The following is an 18,123-nucleotide window of genomic DNA, read 5'->3' as shown; positions in this document are numbered from 1 at the left end:
CTATTCAGGGCGCCTCACCCGGAGCAGCCGCTTGTCTGACGTTTCGAACTCTTCGCGCACGACCCGAAAGCCCAAGGGCGAAGGCCATTCGCGGCGCGGCGAAATTCTGACGGCGGCCGAGCGCATCTTCGTCGAGCATGGCTATGAGGGCGCGACGATTCGCAAGATCGCGGACGAGGTCGGCCTATCGTCCACGGCGCTCTATATGCATTTCCCCGACAAGGGTGCGATCCTGCAGGAGATCTGTCGCGACGCCTTTTCGCGCCTGATCGCCGCCAATGCGGCTGTAGCGGACGAGGATGCGCCGCCGATACGCCGGTTGCGGCGGATGATCGACGGCTATGTAGATTTCGGTTTCGCCCATCCCAACGCCTATCGCCTGATCTATCTGACGCGGCCGGTCGAGGCGCGCGAGGGCGCCCAGGACATGGCGCGCGAACTGGGCGGCGGCTTGTTCACGACGCTGGAGGCGACGGTGGCGGACGCAGTGGCGGCCTGCGACCTGAAAGGCGATCCCAGCGTCCTGGCCCAGGCCATCTGGGCGACGGCGCACGGGGTCGTGTCGTTGATGATCACCAAGCCGTATTTTCCGTGGGCGGATCGTCAGACGCTGGTCGACACGATGTTGGACGCGCTGTTCGCAGGTCTGCCCCGGCCATGAAGCGAAGCCTGATGGCGTTCGCGGCCATGATCTTGATCGCCACCGCAGGCGTGGCCCAGGCGAGGCCTTTACGGGTCATGGCGCTCGATCAGTGTGCGGATCAATATGTTCTGGCGCTTGCGTCCGACGCGGAACTGGCGCTGTCGCCGCGCGCGGACGATCCCGACGCCTGGCTGCGGCGCGAGGCGGCAGGGCACAGGCGGTTGCGGCCGACGCTGGAGGCGGCGGCGGGTTTCCGACCGGACGTGGCGGTCCGCTATTGGGGCGGCGAACCCCGACTGCTGGCGGCGCTGGAGCAGCGCGGGGTCAAGGTGATCACGATCAATGACGCCGTCGATCTGGAGGGTGTTCGCCAGAACATCCGCGCGTCGGCGCGCGATCTGGGCCAGGTCGAGCGGGGACGCCGGCTGGAGCGGCGGATGGACGCCCAGCTAGCGCGGGCGGCGCCGGCTGGCGGGACGGCGAAGGCGCCGGGCGCGGTCTATCTGACCTCGGGGGGGTTCACCTCCGGGCCGGGCACGCTGATGGATGCGATGATGCGCGCGGCGGGATTTCGCAACCTGACCACCGCCCCCGGCTTCGGCGCCGTCAGCGTGGAGCAGATCGCCCTGAACCCGCCGGCGCGGTTCATTCTGGGCTTTTTCGATCAGTTGCGGGCCGACCTGCGCGGGCCTGGACGGCATCCGGTCGTTCGCCGGGCGGCCGAGGGACGGACGGCGGCGCGATTGCCGGCGGCCAGCCTGACCTGTCCCGCTTGGTTCGCGGCCGATGCGGTTGCGATGATGGCTGAGGGCCGGCCGTGATCGCGACGGTGCGACTGTGTTTGATCCTGGGACTGTTGATCGTGGCGGCCTTGGCGCTGGCGATCCTGGCGGGCGAGACGGCGTTCAGCGGGGCGCAGTATGCCGCCGCGTTCGGCGATCCGACGTCAGGACCGGCCGAAGTGTTGTGGCAGGTGCGGGCGCCGCGTGCGGTCTGCGCCCTGGTCGTCGGCGCGGCCCTGGGGCTCGCGGGCGCTATCATGCAGGGGCTGTTGCGCAATCCACTGGCCGATCCGGGCGTGCTTGGGGTGTCGGCGACTGCGGCCCTGGGCGCGGCGCTGGCCATCGTGCTGGGCGCGGCGGCCGTGCCGGGATTGGTCGAGGTTTCGGCGCTGGCGGGCGCGGCGTTGGCAGGGGGACTGTTGATCGCGGCGTCCAGGGCCATGCGGGCGCCCGAGGCGCTGATCCTGTTCGGGGTGGCCCTGTCCAGTTTCGCGGGCGCGGCGACGGCATTGATCTTCAACCTGTCGCCGTCGCCGATCGCTTCGGCGGAGGTGATGTCGTGGCTGTTGGGGTCGGTGCAGAACCGCAGCTGGGTCGATGTGGCTTGGGTCACGCCGGCGGTGATCGTCGCGGGCGTGTTCGCCGGCCTGTCGGGGTCGGGTCTGCGGATGTTGACCCTGGGCGACGAGGGGGCGGCGGCGTCGGGCCTGAGCATGGGACGGCTGAGGGTTTTCGCCCTGATCACTGCCGCGGTGGCGACGGGGGCGGCGGTAGCGGTGGCGGGCGTCATCGGCTTCGTGGGTCTGGCCGCGCCGCATCTGGTGCGGGCGGCGGTGCGGGGCGATGCGAAGCGGATATTGGCGCCCTCGGCGCTGGCGGGCGGGTTGATGCTGATCGTCGCGGACCTGTTGGCGCGGCTGACGCCGACGGATCAGGAGTTGAAGCTGGGCGTGTTCACGGCCCTGATTGGGGCGCCGCTGTTCGCCCTGATCGCCTGGCGCGCGGCGCGGGACTGGCGGCTGTGAGTTTGTTGTCGCTGGAGAAGATTCAGGCGCGGCTGGGCAAGGCCGTGGTTCTGGATGGGGTCGATCTGTCTGTTGCGGCAGGCGAGGTCGTCGCCCTGTGCGGGCCGAACGGGGCGGGCAAGAGCAGCGCCATCCGCGCCGCTGTGGGCTTGCTGGCGATCACCGGCGGTCAGGTCAGGCTGGGCGGGACGCCCATCGCAGACCTCTCCCATCGTCAGAGGGCGGAACGGGCGGCCTATCTGCCGCAGGAGCGGCGGATCGCATGGAACTTGCCGGCGGTCGAGGTAGCGGCCCTGGGCGCGCCGTTCCTGTCGGGCGCCGAGGCCTTGGCGCGGGCCAGAGCGGCGCTGGACGAGGTAGGCGCCCCTCATCTGGCGGATCGCGGCGTGGCGGAGATGTCGGGGGGAGAGCGGGCGCGTGTGCTGCTTGCGCGGGCCCTGGTGGTCGACGCGCCTTTGCTGCTGGCCGACGAGCCGATTGCAGGACTGGACCCGGATGCGCAGAGGTTGGTGCTGGAAAGGCTACGGGCGCGGGCGGACCGGGGCGCCGGGGTGCTGGTCAGCCTTCACGATCTGACTTTGGCCGCCACGGTGGCGGATCGCGTCGTAGTGCTGGATCACGGTCGGGCGGTCGCCGACGCCCAGCCGATGGAGGCGTTGGCCCCCGCCGTCCTGCGCGACGTGTTCGGGCTGGACGGCGGTTGGATCGAGGGACCGAACGGGCCGCTGCTGGCGGCCCGTAGGGTTCAGTAGGCGACGTAGGGACGCGCGCCGGCCGCCGACCCGCGTGCGATGTCGGCCGAGGGCGTCAGCGGAGCCACTCCGCCATTCAGGCGCGCCTTGTACACGGCCATGTTCTCCATCACCCGCATCATGTAGTTGCGCGTCTCGGTGAAGGGCGCGCATTCGATGAAGTCGATGGTCTTGACCGCATCGCCGCGCGGGTCGCCACAGCGGGCGATCCACTGGCTGGGCCGCGCAGGGCCGGCATTGTAGCCGACCGTCGCCAGCAGCATGGAGCCGTTGTTCGACGCCATCAGCTCGCCCAGGTGATAGCTGCCCAGCGTCATGTTGTAGTCGGGATCCCAGAGCTGATCGGCCGAATAGCTCATGCCCAGGCGGCGCGCGACGCCCGAGGCGGTGGACGGCAGGAACTGCATCATGCCGCGCGCGTCGGCACCGGAACGGGCGCGGGGGTCGAAGCTGGATTCCTGGCGGGTGATGGCCTGGGTGAACTCCAGCGGCGCGGCGCCGCCGACCTGGGGTGGGATGCGGATGGGATACATGCGCTCGGGCATGACGAAGCCGCGCTGGCTGGCGGCGCGACCCACCATCATGGCGGTGAAGCCTTCGCCATAGCCCCGCGACAGGTCCATCAGCAGGGCCAGGTCGTTGATCGTCGGCAGGTCGTTGTCGAGTTGATAGGCGAAGACGCGCAGCAGGCTTGTTTCGCCGGTTTCGCCCAAGATACGGGTGGCGCGAACGATCTCATTGCCTTCGAAGCGGGCGATGTCCGCCTGAGACGGGACGGGTTCGCCCGGCAGCTGAAGCGTGGTCATGCCCGCCTTCTCGGCGGCCAGCTGACCATAGAAGGTCTGCCAGTGCTGGGCGCCGTTGCGATAATAGGCGAGGGCGGCGTCGCGTTCGCCGCGCGCCTCGGCCGCCCGACCCAGCCAGTAGAAAGCGCGACCTTGCGTGATCGGCGTCGATGAGGCGGTGCGCAGGGCCTCGAAGTGGCGGGCGGCGACCTCGGGCTGGTTCAGCTTGGTCAGGGCGACCCAGCCGGCGAAGAACTCGGCATCCACCATCCGGTCGCCCGAGGTGAAGCCGTGACCGTTCATGGCGTCATAGGCGGCGCGCCAGTTGCCTTGCTGCAGGGCGTCGAGGAAATAGTTGCGACGCTCGCTCCACAGTGTGTTGTCGCCGGCCGTGTGGGCCGGTGCAGGCGGCAGATTGGCCAGCAGGGCGAAACCCTCGGACTGGCGGTTCTGTGACCGCAGGAGACGGACGCGTTCAAGAACGACGGCGGGATCGGCCGCCTGAGCAGGCGTCAGATTGGCGATGACGGCGTCGGGGCTGTAGGCCGAGCGCAGAGTCATGACGGTGTTGGCGATGGCGGCGCGATCAGGCGAGACCAGATTGACCATGCTGCGCGTCGCCGGCCCGTGCGGACCGAGCAGCAGCATGTTCAGCCGCGCCTCGTGATCAGCAGGCGTAAGCCAGGAGCCCCACTGGCCGAGGATGCGCGACTGCGGCGCGTCGTCGAACGAGCGGGTGCGCCACCAATCGCGAACCAGGGCGCGGGCTTCGTCCTGACGGCCGCGTTGCTCAAGCGCCGAGGCGTAGGCGATGGCTCCTTCAACCGTCGTGGGCTTGCCGTCGGACATCAGGGCCAGGGCCGCATCGGCGCCCATGCCGGAACGATCCAGAACCTTCTCGGCGGCGGCACGACGTGATTCGCCGCGCGGCCAGTTGGCCAGGTCGCTCTGACCGCGCGCCAAGTCGGCGTAGGATAATTGCTCACCGGAAGTGTCGATCAGCGCCCATTCGACCAGCTTGCGCGCCGAGGCGTCCCTGATCTGCGACATGGCGGACTGGGCGCCGAAGACGTCGCGGGCGCGCGCCGCCGCCAGGCCTTGGCGAAACAGCGCGGTGTCCTGATCGTTCAGCACGCGGCCCTGATAGGTGGCGGAATAGCCGGGCACGGACGACGACGCCGAGGCGTCGGGAACAGGCTGGCTCGGCAGGACGTCCTGCGGGTTCGGCGCAAGAACGGCGAGGGCCGCCGCCAGACTGGTCGCTATCATGATCTGTCCTGTTCTCATTCAATCCGGTTGCGGCGAAGCCGCTGGCGACCTAACGTCCCGCGCTCATTGCAAAGGCGATGAACATCCGTCCATCGTCCCTCCCCACGCAGGCCAAGTTTAGTCTCATGACCGCCCCCTTGTTCAAGGGCGTGATCACCGCCCTGATCACACCACTTCGTGACGGAAACGTGGACGAAGCCGCATTCGCCAAATTGCTGGAGCGCCAGATCGCCGCAGGGGTCCACGGCGTCGTGCCGATGGGCACGACGGGCGAGGGCGCCAGCATGGATCTGGACGAGCAAAAGCACGTGATCGAACTGTGCGTGCGGCTGACGGCCGGGCGCGTCGCGGTCATCGCCGGTACGGGATCGCCCTATACGAAAGAGGCTATCGACCTGACGCGGCACGCCAAGACGGTGGGTGCGGACGGGGCGTTGATCGTCACACCCTATTATATTCGGCCGTCGCAGGCGGGCATGGCGGCGCATTTCGAGGCTGTGGCCGACGCTGTTCAGTTGCCGATCGTGCTCTACAATGTGCCGGGGCGAACCGGGGCCGATCTGGCCAATGAGACGGTGGCCCGGCTGGCGGCCCATCCGAACATCGTCGGCATCAAGGACGCCACCGGCGACATGAGCCGGGTCAGCTGGATGCGGACCAATATCGGCGGCCAGTTCGACCTGATCTCGGGCGATGATCCGAGCTATCTGGGTTATCACGCCACGGGCGGGGTCGGGCTGATCTCCGTGGCGTCCAATGTCGCGCCCGAAGCCATGGTCGCGCTGCATAATGCGGCGGCGGCGGGCGACTACGCCACGGCCCGCGATTGGCAGGACCGGTTGATCGGCCTTTGCAAGGCACTGTTCCTCGACAACTCGCCGGCGCCGACGAAATACGCCTTGGCCCGGCTGGGCCTGTGCGGCGAAGAAGCGCGTCTGCCGCTGTCGCCGACGTCGGATGCGGTCAAGCCGCTCATCGACCGCGCCATGGCGGATGCGGGCGTCGGCTGATGGCGCCGCAAGCCCAGTCCAAATCCAAGGTCATCGCCGAGAACCGCCGCGCGCGATTCGACTATTTTTTGGAAGAGAATATCGAGGCCGGAATCCAGTTGCTGGGCACCGAGATCAAGGCGCTGCGGGACGGGCGGGCCAATATCGCCGAAAGCTATGCGGCGGTTGAGGGGCGCGAGATCGTGCTGATCAACGCCGACATCCCGCCATACAAACAGGCCAATCGCTTCAACCACGAGCCGCGCCGGCCCCGTAAGCTGCTGCTGCATAGGAAGCAGATCGACCGCCTGATCGGGGCGGTTCAGCGCGACGGCCAGACGATCATTCCGCTGAAACTTTACCTGAACGACGCGGGCAAGGCGAAGCTTGAGATCGCCCTCGCCAAGGGCAAAAAGCTGCACGACAAGCGCGAGGCCTCGGCTGAACGCGACTGGCAGCGGGACAAGGCCCGGCTGATGCGCGACAAGGGCTGAGCCTCAGGCGTCGATCAGGGTGCGAACCCGCGCGAAGATGTCCTCGAACATCTGAGGCGTCAGACGACCGGTATTCGTGTTCAACCGCGAGCAGTGATAGCTGTTCAGGATGACATAACCGCCGGCTTCGCCCTGGGCGCCGTGGCCGGCGGGCATGGCGGATGCGGGACGGCCGAACGCCTTCAGGATATTGCGGCGCGACACGTCGCCCAGGGTCACGATCACCTTCAGATTGGGCAGCAGGGCCAGCCGGTCGATCAGGAAGGGTCGGCAGGTGGTTTCCTCGATCGGCAGAGGCTTGTTACCGGGCGGGGCGCAGCGAACCGCATTGGTGATCATGCAGTCCGTCAGCGTCAGGTCGTCGTCGCCGTTCGGGTCGTAATGACCGTGCGCGAAGCCCGTCTTCTTCAGGGTATCGTACAGCAGCCAACCGGCATGATCGCCGGTGAAGGGCCGGCCCGTGCGGTTCGCGCCGGTGCGGCCGGGGGCCAGACCGGCAATCAGCAGGCGCGCGTTCGGATCGCCGAACGAGGCGGCGGGACCGTTCCACCAGTCTGGGTTCTGGCGCGCATTCTCCTGGCGGTAGGCGACCAGGCGCGGGCATAGCGGACAGTCGCGGGGCGGCTCGGGCGTCAGCATCATTGGGCGCCCTTGGGACGGCCGAACTCGGCCATCATGTCGTTCAGATCGATGAAGGCGTCGGCCTGGCGACGCAGTTCGTCGGCGATATGCGGCGGCTGGGTCTTCTGGGTCGAGACGACGGTGACGCGCACGCCCTTTGCCTGGACCGCCTGCACCACGCGTCGGAAATCCCCGTCGCCGGAGAAGAGGACAGCGTGGTCGATGTGCGGGGCCATCTCCAGCATGTCCACCGCAATCTCGATGTCCATATTGCCCTTGATCCGGCTGTGACCCTGGCCGTCGGTGAAGCGCTTCACCGGCTTGGTCACGACCGAGAAGCCGTTGTAGTCCAGCCAGTCGACCAAGGGCTTCACCGGCGAGAATTCTTCGCCTTCGACCACGGCCGTATAGTAATAGGCGCGCGTCAGGATGGATTTCTCGCGGAACCAGTCCAGCATCCGCCGGAAGTCCATATCGTGCTGCAAGGCGCGCGCGGCGGAATAGAGATTTGACCCGTCGATGAAGATCGCCAGCCGGTCGGTGGAATGAAACATGGTCTATGCCGTCGAAAGAGATGAAAAATTGGGCTGTGCGGCCGCGCAAGGCGTCGATGTCGGAATCGACGACGGGTTCGACCTGAATGATGCAGTCATCGTGGCGCTGGGCTGCAATGACAAGGGGGCATGGTCCTCGTGCCGGGAAGCGCTGGAGGCGGCGTTGGCGAGATTTCGTAGCGAGGGCATCGATGTCGTGGCGCGGTCGTCGTGGTGGTCGTCCCTGGCGTGGCCCGATCCACACGACCCGCCCTTCCTGAATGGCGTCGTGATGGTGCGCACCGCCCATGATCCGCACGAACTGATGGCGGCACTGGGAAGGATCGAGGACGCTTTCGGTCGCGAACGCTCGGTTCGCAATGCGCCACGCACGTTGGATCTGGACCTGGTCGCATACGGGCGGCTGAGCGGCGATCTGGACGGGCTGATCCTGCCCCATCCTCGCGCGGCCGAGCGACGGTTCGTCATGGGGCCTATCGTCGAGATCGCGCCGCTCTGGCAGCATCCGATGCAGGGCGGCACGGCGAGCGAACTGGTCGATACCGCGTCGGTCGGTCGCGACGCGCATCCCTTGAAGTAGGCGATCGTTCGTGAGCTGATCTCGATCCTGACACCGGGAGACATTTAATGCTCATCCTTTCGCTGACCGTCCTGCTCACTGCCGGGGCGATGCAGGAATCGCATCCTGCGCCCGCCTCGCCGCCGGCCGGCGTCGGCCTGGTGATCCATGAGGCGGATACGATGGTGCGCCAGCCGCCGCCACACAACGGCACGGGAATGAGCACCGCCTACCGAATCTCCGGCGTCGCGCCGAACCGGTCGATGGAGTTCAGGAAGCGCGTCATGCATCCGGGCTCGTCCATCGGCCTGCACGTCATCGCCCACGACGAGGTCTATCATGTCGTCAGCGGGCAGGGGGACGTGACCACGGACGGCGTCACCACCCGGATGAAGGCCGGCGATACGGCCTATCTGTACGACGGCGGCGATGTCGGCATCCAGCAGGTGGGCGAGGACGATCTGGTGCTGATCATCGCCTATCCTCTGGCGCGTCGGACTGACTGACGCCGCACTTTCGCCCCTGTGGCGTTGCAAAAGTCAGTCCCCATCTGTATTTGACGCGGTTCTCCCCCGCGTTCGAGGAAATTCATGGCCCGCGTCACCGTCGAAGACTGCATCGAGAAGGTTCCGAACCGCTTTGGTCTGGTGCTGGTTGCCGGCCACCGCGCCCGCAGCATCGCCAATGGCTCCCCCCTGACGATCGACCGCGACAACGACAAGAACCCCGTCGTCGCCTTGCGTGAGATCGCCGACGACACCGTCGTGCCAGATGAGTTGATCGAAACCATCATCACAACACTGCAACGTGTCGATGAGCGTACGGAAGCCGAGGACGAGGCGGAAACGGTCGCCCTGCTGGCCGCGCCGCAGCACATGAACATGGCCGAGGCGGAACTGATTCGCGCCCTGCAAAGCGACCGCGACGGCGGTCAGGAGGAGCGGTACTGACGCCCGAGGGAGCCCCTGGCGTCACTATCCTGCCGGCGCGGACCGAAACGGTTCCGCCGGCGCCCCAAGCTGCAAACAAAAACGACCCGAAATCGTCGGCCTCAGATTCTTTGGCGCCGGTCAAGCGCGCGCCGATTCTGCGCCAGTTCGAGCTGATCGAGGCCGTAAAGGCCTATGATCCGACCGCCGACGAAGCGCTTCTGAACCGCGCCTATGTCTATGCGATGAAGATGCACGGCTCGCAGCTGCGGGCCTCGGGCGATCCCTATTTCGCGCACCCGATCCAGGTCGCGGGGATCCTGACCGACTACAAGCTCGACACCGCCACCATCGTCACTGCTCTGCTGCACGACGTGGTCGAGGACACCTCGGCGACGCGCGATGACATCGCCGGCATGTTCGGCGAGGAGGTTGCGGTCCTGGTCGAGGGCGTGACCAAGCTGAGCCGGCTGGAACTTCAGGCCGAGCACACGCGCCAGGCCGAGAACTTGCGCAAGTTTATCTTGGCCATCAGTCGGGACGTGCGGGTGCTGCTGGTCAAGCTGGCCGACCGTCTGCACAACATGCGCACGCTTCAGTATGTGAAGCCGGAGAAGCGCGAGCGGATCAGCCGCGAGACATTGGAAGTCTATGCGCCGCTGGGCCGGTCGATCGGCATCCACTCCATCGCCTCCGAGCTGGAAGAGCTGGCCTTCACTCACCTGAACCCGACCGCCAAGACCGCTATCGAGCGGCGGTTGGAGGCGTTGAAGCTGGAGCACGGCCGCGCCATCGAAGGCGTTGCGGACGAGGTCGAGCGGGTGCTGTCCGAGGCGGGCCTGAAGGCCAATGTCTATGGCCGGCAGAAGACGCCCTATTCGATCTGGCGCAAGTTGCAGCGCAAGTCGGTCGGGTTCTCATCACTGTCAGACATCTATGGCTTCCGCGTTATCGTCGAGGCGGAAGACGACTGTTATCGCGCGCTGGGGGTGATTCACCGCGAATGGCCGATGGTGCCTGAGCGGTTCAAGGACTTCATCTCGACGCCCAAGTCGAACAACTATCGCTCTCTGCACACGACCGTCGTCGGGCCGCGTGGCCTGCGCATCGAGATGCAGATCCGAACCGAGGACATGGACCGGATCGCCGAGGACGGCGTCGCCGCCCATTGGCGCTACAAGAACCAGTCGTATGGCTTCGACCGCGAGGCGATGGAACAGGGCGGTGGGCGAGACCCGCTGCAGAACCTTCGCCATCTGGTTCAGGTGATCGAGCACGGCGAGGGGGGCGAGGACTGGGTCGAGCACGCCAAGCTCGAAATGTACCTGGATCAGGTGTTCGTCTTCACGCCCAAGGGTCAGCTGGTGACCCTGCCGCGCGGTGGGATGCCGCTGGACTTCGCCTATGCCGTCCACACCGAGGTCGGGGACACGGCGGTCGGGGTCAAGGTCAATGGCGAGCTGAAGCCGATGCGGACGCCGCTTCAGAACGGCGACGTGATCGAGATCATTCGCGGATCGAAGCGCGAGGTGCCCGCAGACTGGCGCAGTCTGACGGTCACCGGCCGCGCCCGCTCGGCCATCCGTCGGCATATCCGTACCTCCGAACGCGAAGAGTTCATCAAGCTGGGCCGCGTTGCGCTGGATCAGACGCTGGGGCGGGTGGAAAAGTCCCTGACCGATGTGTCGCTAAAGCCGGTGCTGGAGACGCTGGCGGTCGCTGACGACGAGGATCTGTTCGAGGGGTTGGGCCGAGGGCGGCTGTCGCCCACGACCGCCGCCGAGATCCTGTTTCCCGCGCTGAAGGGACGGCTGAAGGCCGGGCCGGAGAAGCAGCGGATCGAGGGCGACAAGGCACGGCTGTTCGTGCGCGGCGGCGGACTGACGCCCGGTGTGACGGTGCATTTCGGTCAGTGTTGCACGCCGGTGCCTGGCGACCGGATCGTGGGCATTCTGGAGCCTGAATCCGGCCTGACGGTGCACACCATCGACTGTCAGACCTTGGCCAATTTCGCGGACGACGATTCGGTCTGGCACGACCTGCAATGGACGCCTCAGGCCGAGACCGACGCCGTCGCCGCCGCCCGCATTCGCGCCACGATCCGCAATGCGCCTGGCGTACTGGGCCAGGTCACGACCCTGATCGGTGAGGCGGGCGGCAACATCATCAACCTGTCGATGGCGCACCGTCAGCAGGACTTTTTCGACGTGGACGTGGATGTCGAGGTCGAGGACGCGAAACACGCCACCATGATCATGGCGGCGCTGCGAGCCAATCCTTCCGTCGATTCCGTCGAGCGCGCCCGAGGCATATGAGCGATCCGTTGAAGCCGAACGCGGCCCAGATGGCGTCGCCCTCCTATCGCATGGCGGCGGTGGATCAGGACTTCCTGCTGGGCGATTCCATGCGCGGCGTCCGCTTCCTGATGGAATACGCCAAGCCGGAAGAGGCGCTGAGGGCCTGGGGCGTGCGGTCCACCATCGTCGTCTTCGGCAGCGCCCGCATCCGTGAAGGCCATCGCTGGTACGAGGAGGCGCGCGCCTTCGGTCGGCTAGCGTCGGAGCGGGGCGGGGCGTTTCGCGGTTCGGTTGGCGAGCCGCGCGACAACGTCATCGCCACCGGCGGCGGGCCAGGCATCATGGAGGCGGCCAATCGCGGCGCGGTGGAGGCCGGCGCGCCTTCTGCGGGGTTCAACATCGTCCTGCCGCACGAGCAGGAGCCGAACGCCTATTCGACGCCGGAATTGACCTTTCTGTTCCACTATTTCGCGATGCGGAAGATGCATCTGGCGATGCGGGCCAATGCGCTGGTGGTGTTCCCGGGCGGGTTCGGCACCTTCGACGAGATGTTCGAGATGCTGACCTTGCGGCAGACGAAGAAGGCGCCGCCCGTGCCGGTAGTCCTGGTGGACAAGGCCTACTGGACCTCGGTGATCGGTTTCGACGCCCTGGTCGAACATGGGATGATCGCGCGCTCGGACCTGGACCTGATCGGTTTCGCCGAGGACGCCGAGGGCGTCTGGGCCGAACTGCTGGCGCGCGGGCTGCGGCCGAACGAAAACATCGAATGAAGCGTCGCCGGAGGGTTCATCCGAGCGCCATCCGGGTCTAGAACCCCTTCATGAACACCCAAGATGTCCTCAACGAGTTTCGCGACGCCGGCGCCCTGCGCGAAGGCCATTTTGTCCTGTCGTCGGGCCTGCACAGCCCGGTCTTCCTGCAGAAAAACCTGGTCTTCATGGACGGGGCGCGCTGCGAGCGGCTGTGCAAGGCGTTGGCCGACAAGATCGTCGCCACGGTCGGCCCGGTCGATGTCGCCATCTCGCCGGCCGTGGGCGGCATCATTCCCGGCTATGAGACGGCCAAACACCTGAAGGTCCGTTCGATGTACGTCGAGCGTGAGGGCGGTCAGTTCAAGCTCCGTCGCGGCTTCTCGGTCGAGCCTGGCGAGAAGGTCGTGATGGTCGAGGACATCGTCACGACCGGCCTGTCATCGCGTGAATGCATCGCCGCCATCCATGCCGCCGGGGGCGAGGTGATCGCCGCCGCCTGTATCGTCGACCGTTCGGGCGGCAAGGTGGACGTGGGCGTGCCGCTGATCGCCCTTGCCTCGCTTGAGGTGCCGGCCTATGCGGCCGACGCCCTGCCGCCGGAACTGGCCGCGCTTGCGGTGGAAGATCCCGGCAGCCGCAGATTGTCGAAGTAGAGCCATGCGCGAACGGGTCAGGCTGGGCGTCAACATCGACCACGTCGCCACGGTGCGAAATGCGCGCGGCGGGACGCATCCCGATCCGGCCCGTGCAGCCGAGGCGGCCCTGGCGGCCGGGGCCGACGGCATCACCGCCCACCTGCGCGAAGACCGTCGCCACATCACCGACGCCGACATCGACGTGCTGAGCGCCCTGTGTGCGCGGGCGGGCAAGCCGTTGAACTTCGAGATGGCGGTGACAGAGGAGATGCTGGCCATCGCCCTGCGACACAAACCGCATGCGGCCTGCCTGGTGCCCGAGCGGCGCGAGGAGGTGACGACCGAGGGCGGTCTGGCGGTCGCCGGTCACGAAGCGCGGATCGCGCCCGTGGTGAAGACGCTGACGGACGCCGGCATCCGGGTGTCGCTGTTCATCGAACCATCCGAAGAGCAGGTCGAGGCCGCCGCCGCCGTGGGCGCCCAAGTGGTCGAGTTTCACACCGGCCGCTATTGTCACCTGACCGATCCCGGCGAGCGTGAGGTCGAGTTCGAACGTCTGGCCGCCGCCGCCGACCAGGCCGACATCCTGGGCCTGGAGGTCCACGCCGGGCACGGGCTGGATTACGACACGGCGCCGCGCATGCTGGCGATCCCCGAAGTTCGGGAGTTGAACATCGGCCATTTCCTGATCGGCGATTCGATCTTCATCGGCCTGGACGGCGCGATCCGCCGCATGCGGGCTGCCATGGATGCGGCGAAATGATCATCGGCGTCGGCGCGGACCTGTCGGACATCCGCCGCATCCAGGCGTCGCTGGATCGGTTCGGAGATCGCTTCAAGATTCGCTGCTTCACCGAACTGGAACGCACCCGCTCGGATCGCAAGCCTGATCCGTCCTGGAGCTACGCCAAGCGGTTCGCGGCCAAGGAGGCCTGCGCCAAGGCGCTGGGCACCGGAATGCGGGCCGATGTCTATTGGCGCGACATGGGGGTGGTGAACCTGCGTTCGGGTCAGCCGACGATGGCTTTGACCGGCCATGCAGCGGAGCATCTGGCGCGCCTGACGCCGGCGGGGCACGAGGCGAAAATCCACCTGACCCTGAGCGACGAACATCCCTATGCACTCGCCTTCGTGGTGATCGAAGCCTTGCCGCAGTCGTAATCAGGTTATAGGCGTGCGCGACGACCGCGAACACGCGGCAAGGGATGCCTGATCGCATGAGCGAAGACCAAAAGCCCGACGACGCCCGGCCCGACAGCAAGCGCGACGCCACCCCTGAGGAAGTCTTCGCGGCCTCGGAGGCCGATGCGCCGGTCGAGGCGGTCAAGGCGCCGACCACGTTGAACCAGAAGGTCTATGCGCAGAAGGCTGGCGGTCGCGACAAGACGCCGTCGGCCGCCAGCGAGACCGGCGAGATCTTCAAGACCATCGTCTTCGCCCTGTTGATTGCGATGGTGCTGCGGATTTTCCTGTTCCAGCCCTTCACCATTCCGTCGGCCTCGATGGAGCCCAACCTCTACGAAGGCGACTATATCGTCGTGTCGAAGTGGTCTTACGGCTTCTCGAAACACTCGATCCCGTTCAGCCCGCCGCTGTTCGACGGTCGGATCATGGGCTCGGCGCCCAAGCGCGGCGATATCGTCGTGTTCAAGCTGCCGCGCGACAACAAGACCGACTTCATCAAGCGCGTGATCGGTCTGCCGGGCGATCGTATCCAGATGATCGCCAACAAGCTGTATATCAACGACAAGCCGGTTCAGGACGTCGTGGTCAGTGAGCAGGAGATCAACGACATCTTCGGCCCGCGCCCGGTGACCGAGGTTCGCGAGACGCTGCCGGAAGGCAAGAGCTTCATGACCCAGGACTTCGGCCCCGGAAACGACCTGGACGACACCCCGGTCTATGAGGTTCCGGCCGGCCATTACTTCATGATGGGCGACAATCGCGACAACTCGATCGACAGCCGCGTCGAACAGTCCAGCGGCGTGGGCATGGTCCCTGCCGAAAACCTGGTCGGCAAGGCGCAGATCATCCTGTTCTCCTGGAAGCCCGGCTCATCGCTGTGGAACCCCGTCAGCTGGTTCAACGTGCGGCTCGACCGGTTCTTCAACGTCCTGAAGTAATGGCGAATACGCGAGCCGAAGCCGTCGCGACGCTGGAAACGCGCCTGGCACACACGTTCAAGGACAAGGCCCTGCTGGAACGCGCCCTGACCCACGCCAGCGTGGGCGAGGGGGCGCCGGTCGGGATCCATGGCCCGCGCGACAACGAGCGGCTGGAGTTTCTGGGCGACCGGGTGCTGGGCCTGCTGGTGGCCGAGCGGCTGTCGGCCGAATTCCCAACGGCCGACGAGGGTCAGCTGTCCTCGAGCCTACATGCCCTGGTCGACAAGACCGCCTGCGCCCGTGTCGGCGAGGCTTTGGGCGTCGGCCCGGCCCTTCGTCTGTCGCCCGGCGAGACAAAGACGGGCGGGCGCCGCAAGGCGGGCGTCATCGCAGATGCGGTCGAGGCCATCCTGGCGGCGGTCTATCTGGACGGCGGCCTTGATGCGGCGCGGAGCTTCTTCGAAGTCGCCTGGGCTGACGAACTGTCGGCGCCGCCGTCGCGCACCGTGACCAATCCCAAGTCGGCGCTTCAGGAATGGGCGCAAGGCAAGGGCAGGCCGCTGCCAACCTATCGCGTGTCGGATAGGGCGGGTTCGGATCATGCGCCCACATTCACCGTCGAAGTTTCCGTCCAGGACGTGCAGCCCTTGACCGCGCAAGGGCGTTCGCGTCAGGAGGCGGAGAAGGCGGCCGCAACGGCTCTCCTCAAACGTGAAGGCGTCATTTGACCGATTTCGAAAACCAGCGCGCGGGCTTCGCCGCCATCATTGGCGCGCCGAACGCCGGCAAGTCCACGCTGGTGAACCGGCTGACCGGGTCCAAGGTCTCGATCGTCACCCAGAAGGTGCAGACCACGCGCTTTCCCGTGCGAGGCATCGCCATGGAAGGCGACGCCCAGATCGTGCTGGTGGACACGCCCGGCATCTTCACCCCGCGCCGTCGTCTGGACCGGGCCATGGTCGCCTCGGCCTGGGGCGGCGCGCAGGACGCGGACATCGTCGTCCACCTGATCGACGCCCAGTCGCACATCAACTCGGAAGGCCGTGAAGGCACGGCGGCGGATCGCCGCTCGGCCGAGGACACCGAGACCATCATCGCCAACCTGCAGTCCACCGGCACAAAGGTGGTGCTGGCGCTGAACAAGATCGACGGCATGCGCCGCGACACCCTGCTGGCCCTGTCGCAGAAGATGTTCGAGAGCGGCGTCTATTCCGAGGTCTATATGATCTCGGCCGCCAACGGCGATGGCGTCGAGGACCTGAAGCAGCGTCTGGCCCTGTCCATGCCCAAGGGGCCGTGGCTCTATCCCGAGGATCAGGCGGCCGATGTGCCGGTGCGGGTGCTGGCCGCCGAGATCACCCGCGAGAAGGTCTATCTGCGCGTCCACGAAGAGCTGCCCTATTCGGCGGCGGTCGAGACGACCAGTTTCGAGGAGCGCGCCGACGGCTCGGCCCGGATCGAACAGACCATCTATGTCGAGCGCGAGAGCCAGCGGCCCATTGTACTGGGCAAGGGCGGCCAGACGCTGAAGTGGATCGGCCAGAAGTCGCGCGAGGAGCTGAATGAGCTGCTCGGTCGCCAGGTCCACCTGTTCCTGACCGTCAAGGTCGATCCGAAGTGGCAGGATTCGCGGGCGCTTTACGCCCAGTTCGGTCTGGATTTCGACGTCTGAGTTCCTGTGTTTGAAGTACCGCGTACCGCCGGGGGCCATCCCCGGCTCGTTCTGGGCGTCCTCGGGGCGCTGATCCTAGGCGGCGCGGTCTGGGGCGGCATCGCCACGGCGGTCGCGCCCAAGACCGATGCGGACCTGGCGACCGAGCGGGCCGATGCGCCGCCGCGCCCGCCCGTGGTCGTGGTTCAGGACTTGCCGCAACTGGCGGCGCGCCTGGATCGCGAGGCGGCGGCAGGTCGGTTCATGGGGGCGGTTCTGGTGGCCAAGGGCGACCGGGTCTTGTTCCGCCAGGTCTATGGCAAGGCGAACTACGAGCGGGACGAGCCGCTGGCGCTGGACTCGCGCTTCCGCCTGGCCTCGATCTCCAAACAGTTCACGGCGACGGCGATCCTGAAGCTTCAGGACGAAGGCAAGCTGAACGTCTCCGATCCTGTCTGCAAATGGATCCAGCCCTGTCCCCAGGCCTGGGCGCCGATCCGCATCAGCCACCTGCTGTCGCACACCTCCGGCATTCCCGACCTGATGGCGCGGCCGGGTTGGGGCATGCGACGCACGACCCCGGCGACGCTGGACGAACTGACCGAGGATTCGAAGCGGTTCGGCCTGCAGTTCGAACCGGGGACCGAGGTCCGATACGACAACGCCGCCTTCAACCTGGCCGCTGCTATCGTCGAAAAGGCCAGCGGCAAGCCGTATCAGACTTATATGCGCGAGACCTTCTTCAAGCCTCTGGGCATGAAGGACAGCGGGCTGGATCTGGACGGCGGCGATCACGGCGTCATCATGGGCTACGCCAACTTCCCAGGCGGTCTGGCGGCCCAGCCGAACGCCAATACCTCCATCGTTGCGGGGGCGGGCGCGGTCTATTCGACCCTGGACGACCTGCTGGTCTGGCAAAGGGCGCTGCACCGCGGCGCGCTGCTGACGCCGGGCAGTTACCAGCAGATGCTGGCCGACCATGCGCCAGCGGACATGAAACCGAACGAGCGCAGCCATCCGCGTCGGGACTGGGGTTTCGGCATCTTCGCCAATCGCCTGGGCGATCAGGTGCAGCCCAGCTTCCAGGACCGCCAAATCTATCACACTGGCAGCTGGGGCGGGTTCCGCAACCTGATGCTGTATCAACCCGACGCCGACGCGACGGTGATCGTCCTGTCCAACAACTATCATCTGCGCGACCAAGTCTTCCTGATCAGCCAACAGGCGATGGCCGAGGCCCTGGGCCGCGAGTTCCCGACCACGCTGGCGCGCTGAGGC

General features: G+C 66.7%; 21 protein-coding genes. 18 read left to right on the top strand and 3 right to left on the bottom strand.

What is annotated here, in order from left to right; all coding sequences use genetic code 11:
• Positions 1–31 precede the first annotated feature (31 nt).
• From ACZZZD_RS03155 to ACZZZD_RS03140, 4 genes are read left to right on the top strand one after another with little or no spacing between them, the layout of a single operon-like run.
• A complete protein-coding gene (locus tag ACZZZD_RS03155) occupies positions 32–661 on the top strand; it encodes a TetR/AcrR family transcriptional regulator (protein WP_463432589.1) in 630 nt (209 codons plus the stop codon).
• Positions 658–1,464, top strand: coding sequence for an ABC transporter substrate-binding protein (locus tag ACZZZD_RS03150; RefSeq protein ID WP_463432587.1), 807 nt, complete (start codon positions 658–660; stop codon positions 1,462–1,464). The genes ACZZZD_RS03155 and ACZZZD_RS03150 overlap by 4 nt, the downstream gene beginning before the upstream one ends.
• Positions 1,464–2,450, top strand: coding sequence for a FecCD family ABC transporter permease (locus ACZZZD_RS03145; protein ID WP_463436062.1), 987 nt, complete (start codon positions 1,464–1,466; stop codon positions 2,448–2,450). Before ACZZZD_RS03150 ends, ACZZZD_RS03145 begins: the two co-directional genes overlap by 1 nt.
• Positions 2,447–3,202: an ABC transporter ATP-binding protein gene (locus ACZZZD_RS03140; protein WP_463432585.1), complete on the top strand. Its 756-nt coding sequence runs from the start codon at positions 2,447–2,449 to the stop codon at positions 3,200–3,202. The genes ACZZZD_RS03145 and ACZZZD_RS03140 overlap by 4 nt, the downstream gene beginning before the upstream one ends.
• Here the strand turns inward: ACZZZD_RS03140 and ACZZZD_RS03135 are convergent.
• Positions 3,196–5,256 (bottom strand): lytic transglycosylase domain-containing protein, encoded by a 2,061-nt coding sequence (locus tag ACZZZD_RS03135; protein WP_463432583.1) that lies wholly within the window; start codon positions 5,254–5,256, stop codon positions 3,196–3,198. The genes ACZZZD_RS03140 and ACZZZD_RS03135 overlap by 7 nt on opposite strands.
• A gap of 125 nt (positions 5,257–5,381) precedes the next feature.
• On the opposite strand from ACZZZD_RS03135, the gene dapA reads away from it, so the two are divergent.
• Complete coding sequence (gene dapA, locus ACZZZD_RS03130) at positions 5,382–6,266, top strand: 4-hydroxy-tetrahydrodipicolinate synthase (RefSeq protein ID WP_463432581.1); 885 nt, start codon at positions 5,382–5,384, stop codon at positions 6,264–6,266.
• Entirely contained in the window at positions 6,266–6,739 is a 474-nt protein-coding gene (gene smpB / locus ACZZZD_RS03125) for an SsrA-binding protein SmpB (protein WP_463432579.1), read from the top strand. Before dapA ends, smpB begins: the two co-directional genes overlap by 1 nt.
• Positions 6,740–6,742: 3 nt before the next feature.
• On the opposite strand, the gene ACZZZD_RS03120 is transcribed toward smpB, so the two are convergent.
• Together ACZZZD_RS03120 and ACZZZD_RS03115 are read right to left on the bottom strand one after the other, a co-directional pair.
• Entirely contained in the window at positions 6,743–7,381 is a 639-nt protein-coding gene (locus ACZZZD_RS03120; protein ID WP_463432577.1) for a uracil-DNA glycosylase, read from the bottom strand.
• Entirely contained in the window at positions 7,378–7,914 is a 537-nt protein-coding gene (locus ACZZZD_RS03115) for a LabA-like NYN domain-containing protein (RefSeq protein WP_463432575.1), read from the bottom strand. The genes ACZZZD_RS03120 and ACZZZD_RS03115 overlap by 4 nt, the downstream gene beginning before the upstream one ends.
• Here ACZZZD_RS03115 and folK point away from each other — a divergent pair.
• The 12 genes from folK to ACZZZD_RS03055 all read left to right on the top strand — a co-directional run bounded on the left by folK (position 7,913) and on the right by ACZZZD_RS03055 (position 18,120).
• A complete protein-coding gene (gene folK, locus ACZZZD_RS03110; RefSeq protein ID WP_463432573.1) occupies positions 7,913–8,494 on the top strand; it encodes a 2-amino-4-hydroxy-6-hydroxymethyldihydropteridine diphosphokinase in 582 nt (193 codons plus the stop codon). The genes ACZZZD_RS03115 and folK overlap by 2 nt on opposite strands.
• A 47-nt stretch (positions 8,495–8,541) precedes the next feature.
• Positions 8,542–8,979, top strand: coding sequence for a cupin domain-containing protein (locus ACZZZD_RS03105; RefSeq protein WP_463432571.1), 438 nt, complete (start codon positions 8,542–8,544; stop codon positions 8,977–8,979).
• A gap of 84 nt (positions 8,980–9,063) precedes the next feature.
• Complete coding sequence (gene rpoZ / locus ACZZZD_RS03100; protein ID WP_463432569.1) at positions 9,064–9,423, top strand: DNA-directed RNA polymerase subunit omega; 360 nt, start codon at positions 9,064–9,066, stop codon at positions 9,421–9,423.
• A gap of 110 nt (positions 9,424–9,533) precedes the next feature.
• On the top strand, positions 9,534–11,717 hold the full coding sequence (locus ACZZZD_RS03095) for a RelA/SpoT family protein (RefSeq protein WP_463432567.1): 2,184 nt from the start codon (positions 9,534–9,536) through the stop codon (positions 11,715–11,717).
• Complete coding sequence (locus ACZZZD_RS03090; RefSeq protein ID WP_463432565.1) at positions 11,714–12,472, top strand: LOG family protein; 759 nt, start codon at positions 11,714–11,716, stop codon at positions 12,470–12,472. Before ACZZZD_RS03095 ends, ACZZZD_RS03090 begins: the two co-directional genes overlap by 4 nt.
• A 50-nt stretch (positions 12,473–12,522) precedes the next feature.
• Positions 12,523–13,107 carry an orotate phosphoribosyltransferase gene (gene pyrE / locus ACZZZD_RS03085; protein ID WP_463432563.1) on the top strand — a complete coding sequence of 195 codons (585 nt, stop codon included), beginning with the start codon at positions 12,523–12,525 and terminating at the stop codon, positions 13,105–13,107.
• A 4-nt stretch (positions 13,108–13,111) separates the two neighbouring features.
• The gene (locus ACZZZD_RS03080; protein ID WP_463432561.1) at positions 13,112–13,852 is read left to right on the top strand and encodes a pyridoxine 5'-phosphate synthase; all 741 of its coding nucleotides are present in this window, start codon (positions 13,112–13,114) and stop codon (positions 13,850–13,852) included.
• Positions 13,849–14,250, top strand: coding sequence for a holo-ACP synthase (gene acpS / locus ACZZZD_RS03075; protein ID WP_463432559.1), 402 nt, complete (start codon positions 13,849–13,851; stop codon positions 14,248–14,250). Before ACZZZD_RS03080 ends, acpS begins: the two co-directional genes overlap by 4 nt.
• Positions 14,251–14,306: 56 nt before the next feature.
• Positions 14,307–15,212, top strand: coding sequence for a signal peptidase I (lepB, locus tag ACZZZD_RS03070; protein WP_463432557.1), 906 nt, complete (start codon positions 14,307–14,309; stop codon positions 15,210–15,212).
• On the top strand, positions 15,212–15,922 hold the full coding sequence (gene rnc / locus ACZZZD_RS03065) for a ribonuclease III (protein WP_463432555.1): 711 nt from the start codon (positions 15,212–15,214) through the stop codon (positions 15,920–15,922). Before lepB ends, rnc begins: the two co-directional genes overlap by 1 nt.
• On the top strand, positions 15,919–16,866 hold the full coding sequence (gene era / locus ACZZZD_RS03060) for a GTPase Era (RefSeq protein ID WP_135196008.1): 948 nt from the start codon (positions 15,919–15,921) through the stop codon (positions 16,864–16,866). Before rnc ends, era begins: the two co-directional genes overlap by 4 nt.
• 6 nt (positions 16,867–16,872) lie before the next feature.
• Entirely contained in the window at positions 16,873–18,120 is a 1,248-nt protein-coding gene (locus ACZZZD_RS03055) for a serine hydrolase domain-containing protein (RefSeq protein WP_463432553.1), read from the top strand.
• Positions 18,121–18,123 lie beyond the last annotated feature (3 nt).

This window comes from Brevundimonas sp. AC546 (assembly GCF_979258305.1).
The sequence above is the reverse complement of the archived record's forward strand: the minus strand, read 5'-3'. Positions and strand labels throughout refer to the sequence as shown.

Bases quoted from the DNA above. Each gene is read 5' to 3' on its own strand.
- ACZZZD_RS03090 (WP_463432565.1), top strand. From the start codon at position 11,714: ATGAGCGATCCGTTGAAGCCGAACGCGGCCCAGATGGCGTCGCCCTCC.
- ACZZZD_RS03150 (WP_463432587.1), top strand. From the start codon at position 658: ATGAAGCGAAGCCTGATGGCGTTCGCGGCCATGATCTTGATCGCCACC.
- rnc (WP_463432555.1), top strand. From the start codon at position 15,212: ATGGCGAATACGCGAGCCGAAGCCGTCGCGACGCTGGAAACGCGCCTG.
- rpoZ (WP_463432569.1), top strand. From the start codon at position 9,064: ATGGCCCGCGTCACCGTCGAAGACTGCATCGAGAAGGTTCCGAACCGC.
- ACZZZD_RS03120 (WP_463432577.1), bottom strand. From the start codon at position 7,381: ATGATGCTGACGCCCGAGCCGCCCCGCGACTGTCCGCTATGCCCGCGC.
- ACZZZD_RS03115 (WP_463432575.1), bottom strand. From the start codon at position 7,914: ATGTTTCATTCCACCGACCGGCTGGCGATCTTCATCGACGGGTCAAAT.
- ACZZZD_RS03080 (WP_463432561.1), top strand. From the start codon at position 13,112: ATGCGCGAACGGGTCAGGCTGGGCGTCAACATCGACCACGTCGCCACG.
- folK (WP_463432573.1), top strand. From the start codon at position 7,913: ATGGTCTATGCCGTCGAAAGAGATGAAAAATTGGGCTGTGCGGCCGCG.
- ACZZZD_RS03105 (WP_463432571.1), top strand. From the start codon at position 8,542: ATGCTCATCCTTTCGCTGACCGTCCTGCTCACTGCCGGGGCGATGCAG.
- pyrE (WP_463432563.1), top strand. From the start codon at position 12,523: ATGAACACCCAAGATGTCCTCAACGAGTTTCGCGACGCCGGCGCCCTG.
- smpB (WP_463432579.1), top strand. From the start codon at position 6,266: ATGGCGCCGCAAGCCCAGTCCAAATCCAAGGTCATCGCCGAGAACCGC.
- ACZZZD_RS03135 (WP_463432583.1), bottom strand. From the start codon at position 5,256: ATGATAGCGACCAGTCTGGCGGCGGCCCTCGCCGTTCTTGCGCCGAAC.
- acpS (WP_463432559.1), top strand. From the start codon at position 13,849: ATGATCATCGGCGTCGGCGCGGACCTGTCGGACATCCGCCGCATCCAG.
- dapA (WP_463432581.1), top strand. From the start codon at position 5,382: ATGACCGCCCCCTTGTTCAAGGGCGTGATCACCGCCCTGATCACACCA.
- lepB (WP_463432557.1), top strand. From the start codon at position 14,307: ATGAGCGAAGACCAAAAGCCCGACGACGCCCGGCCCGACAGCAAGCGC.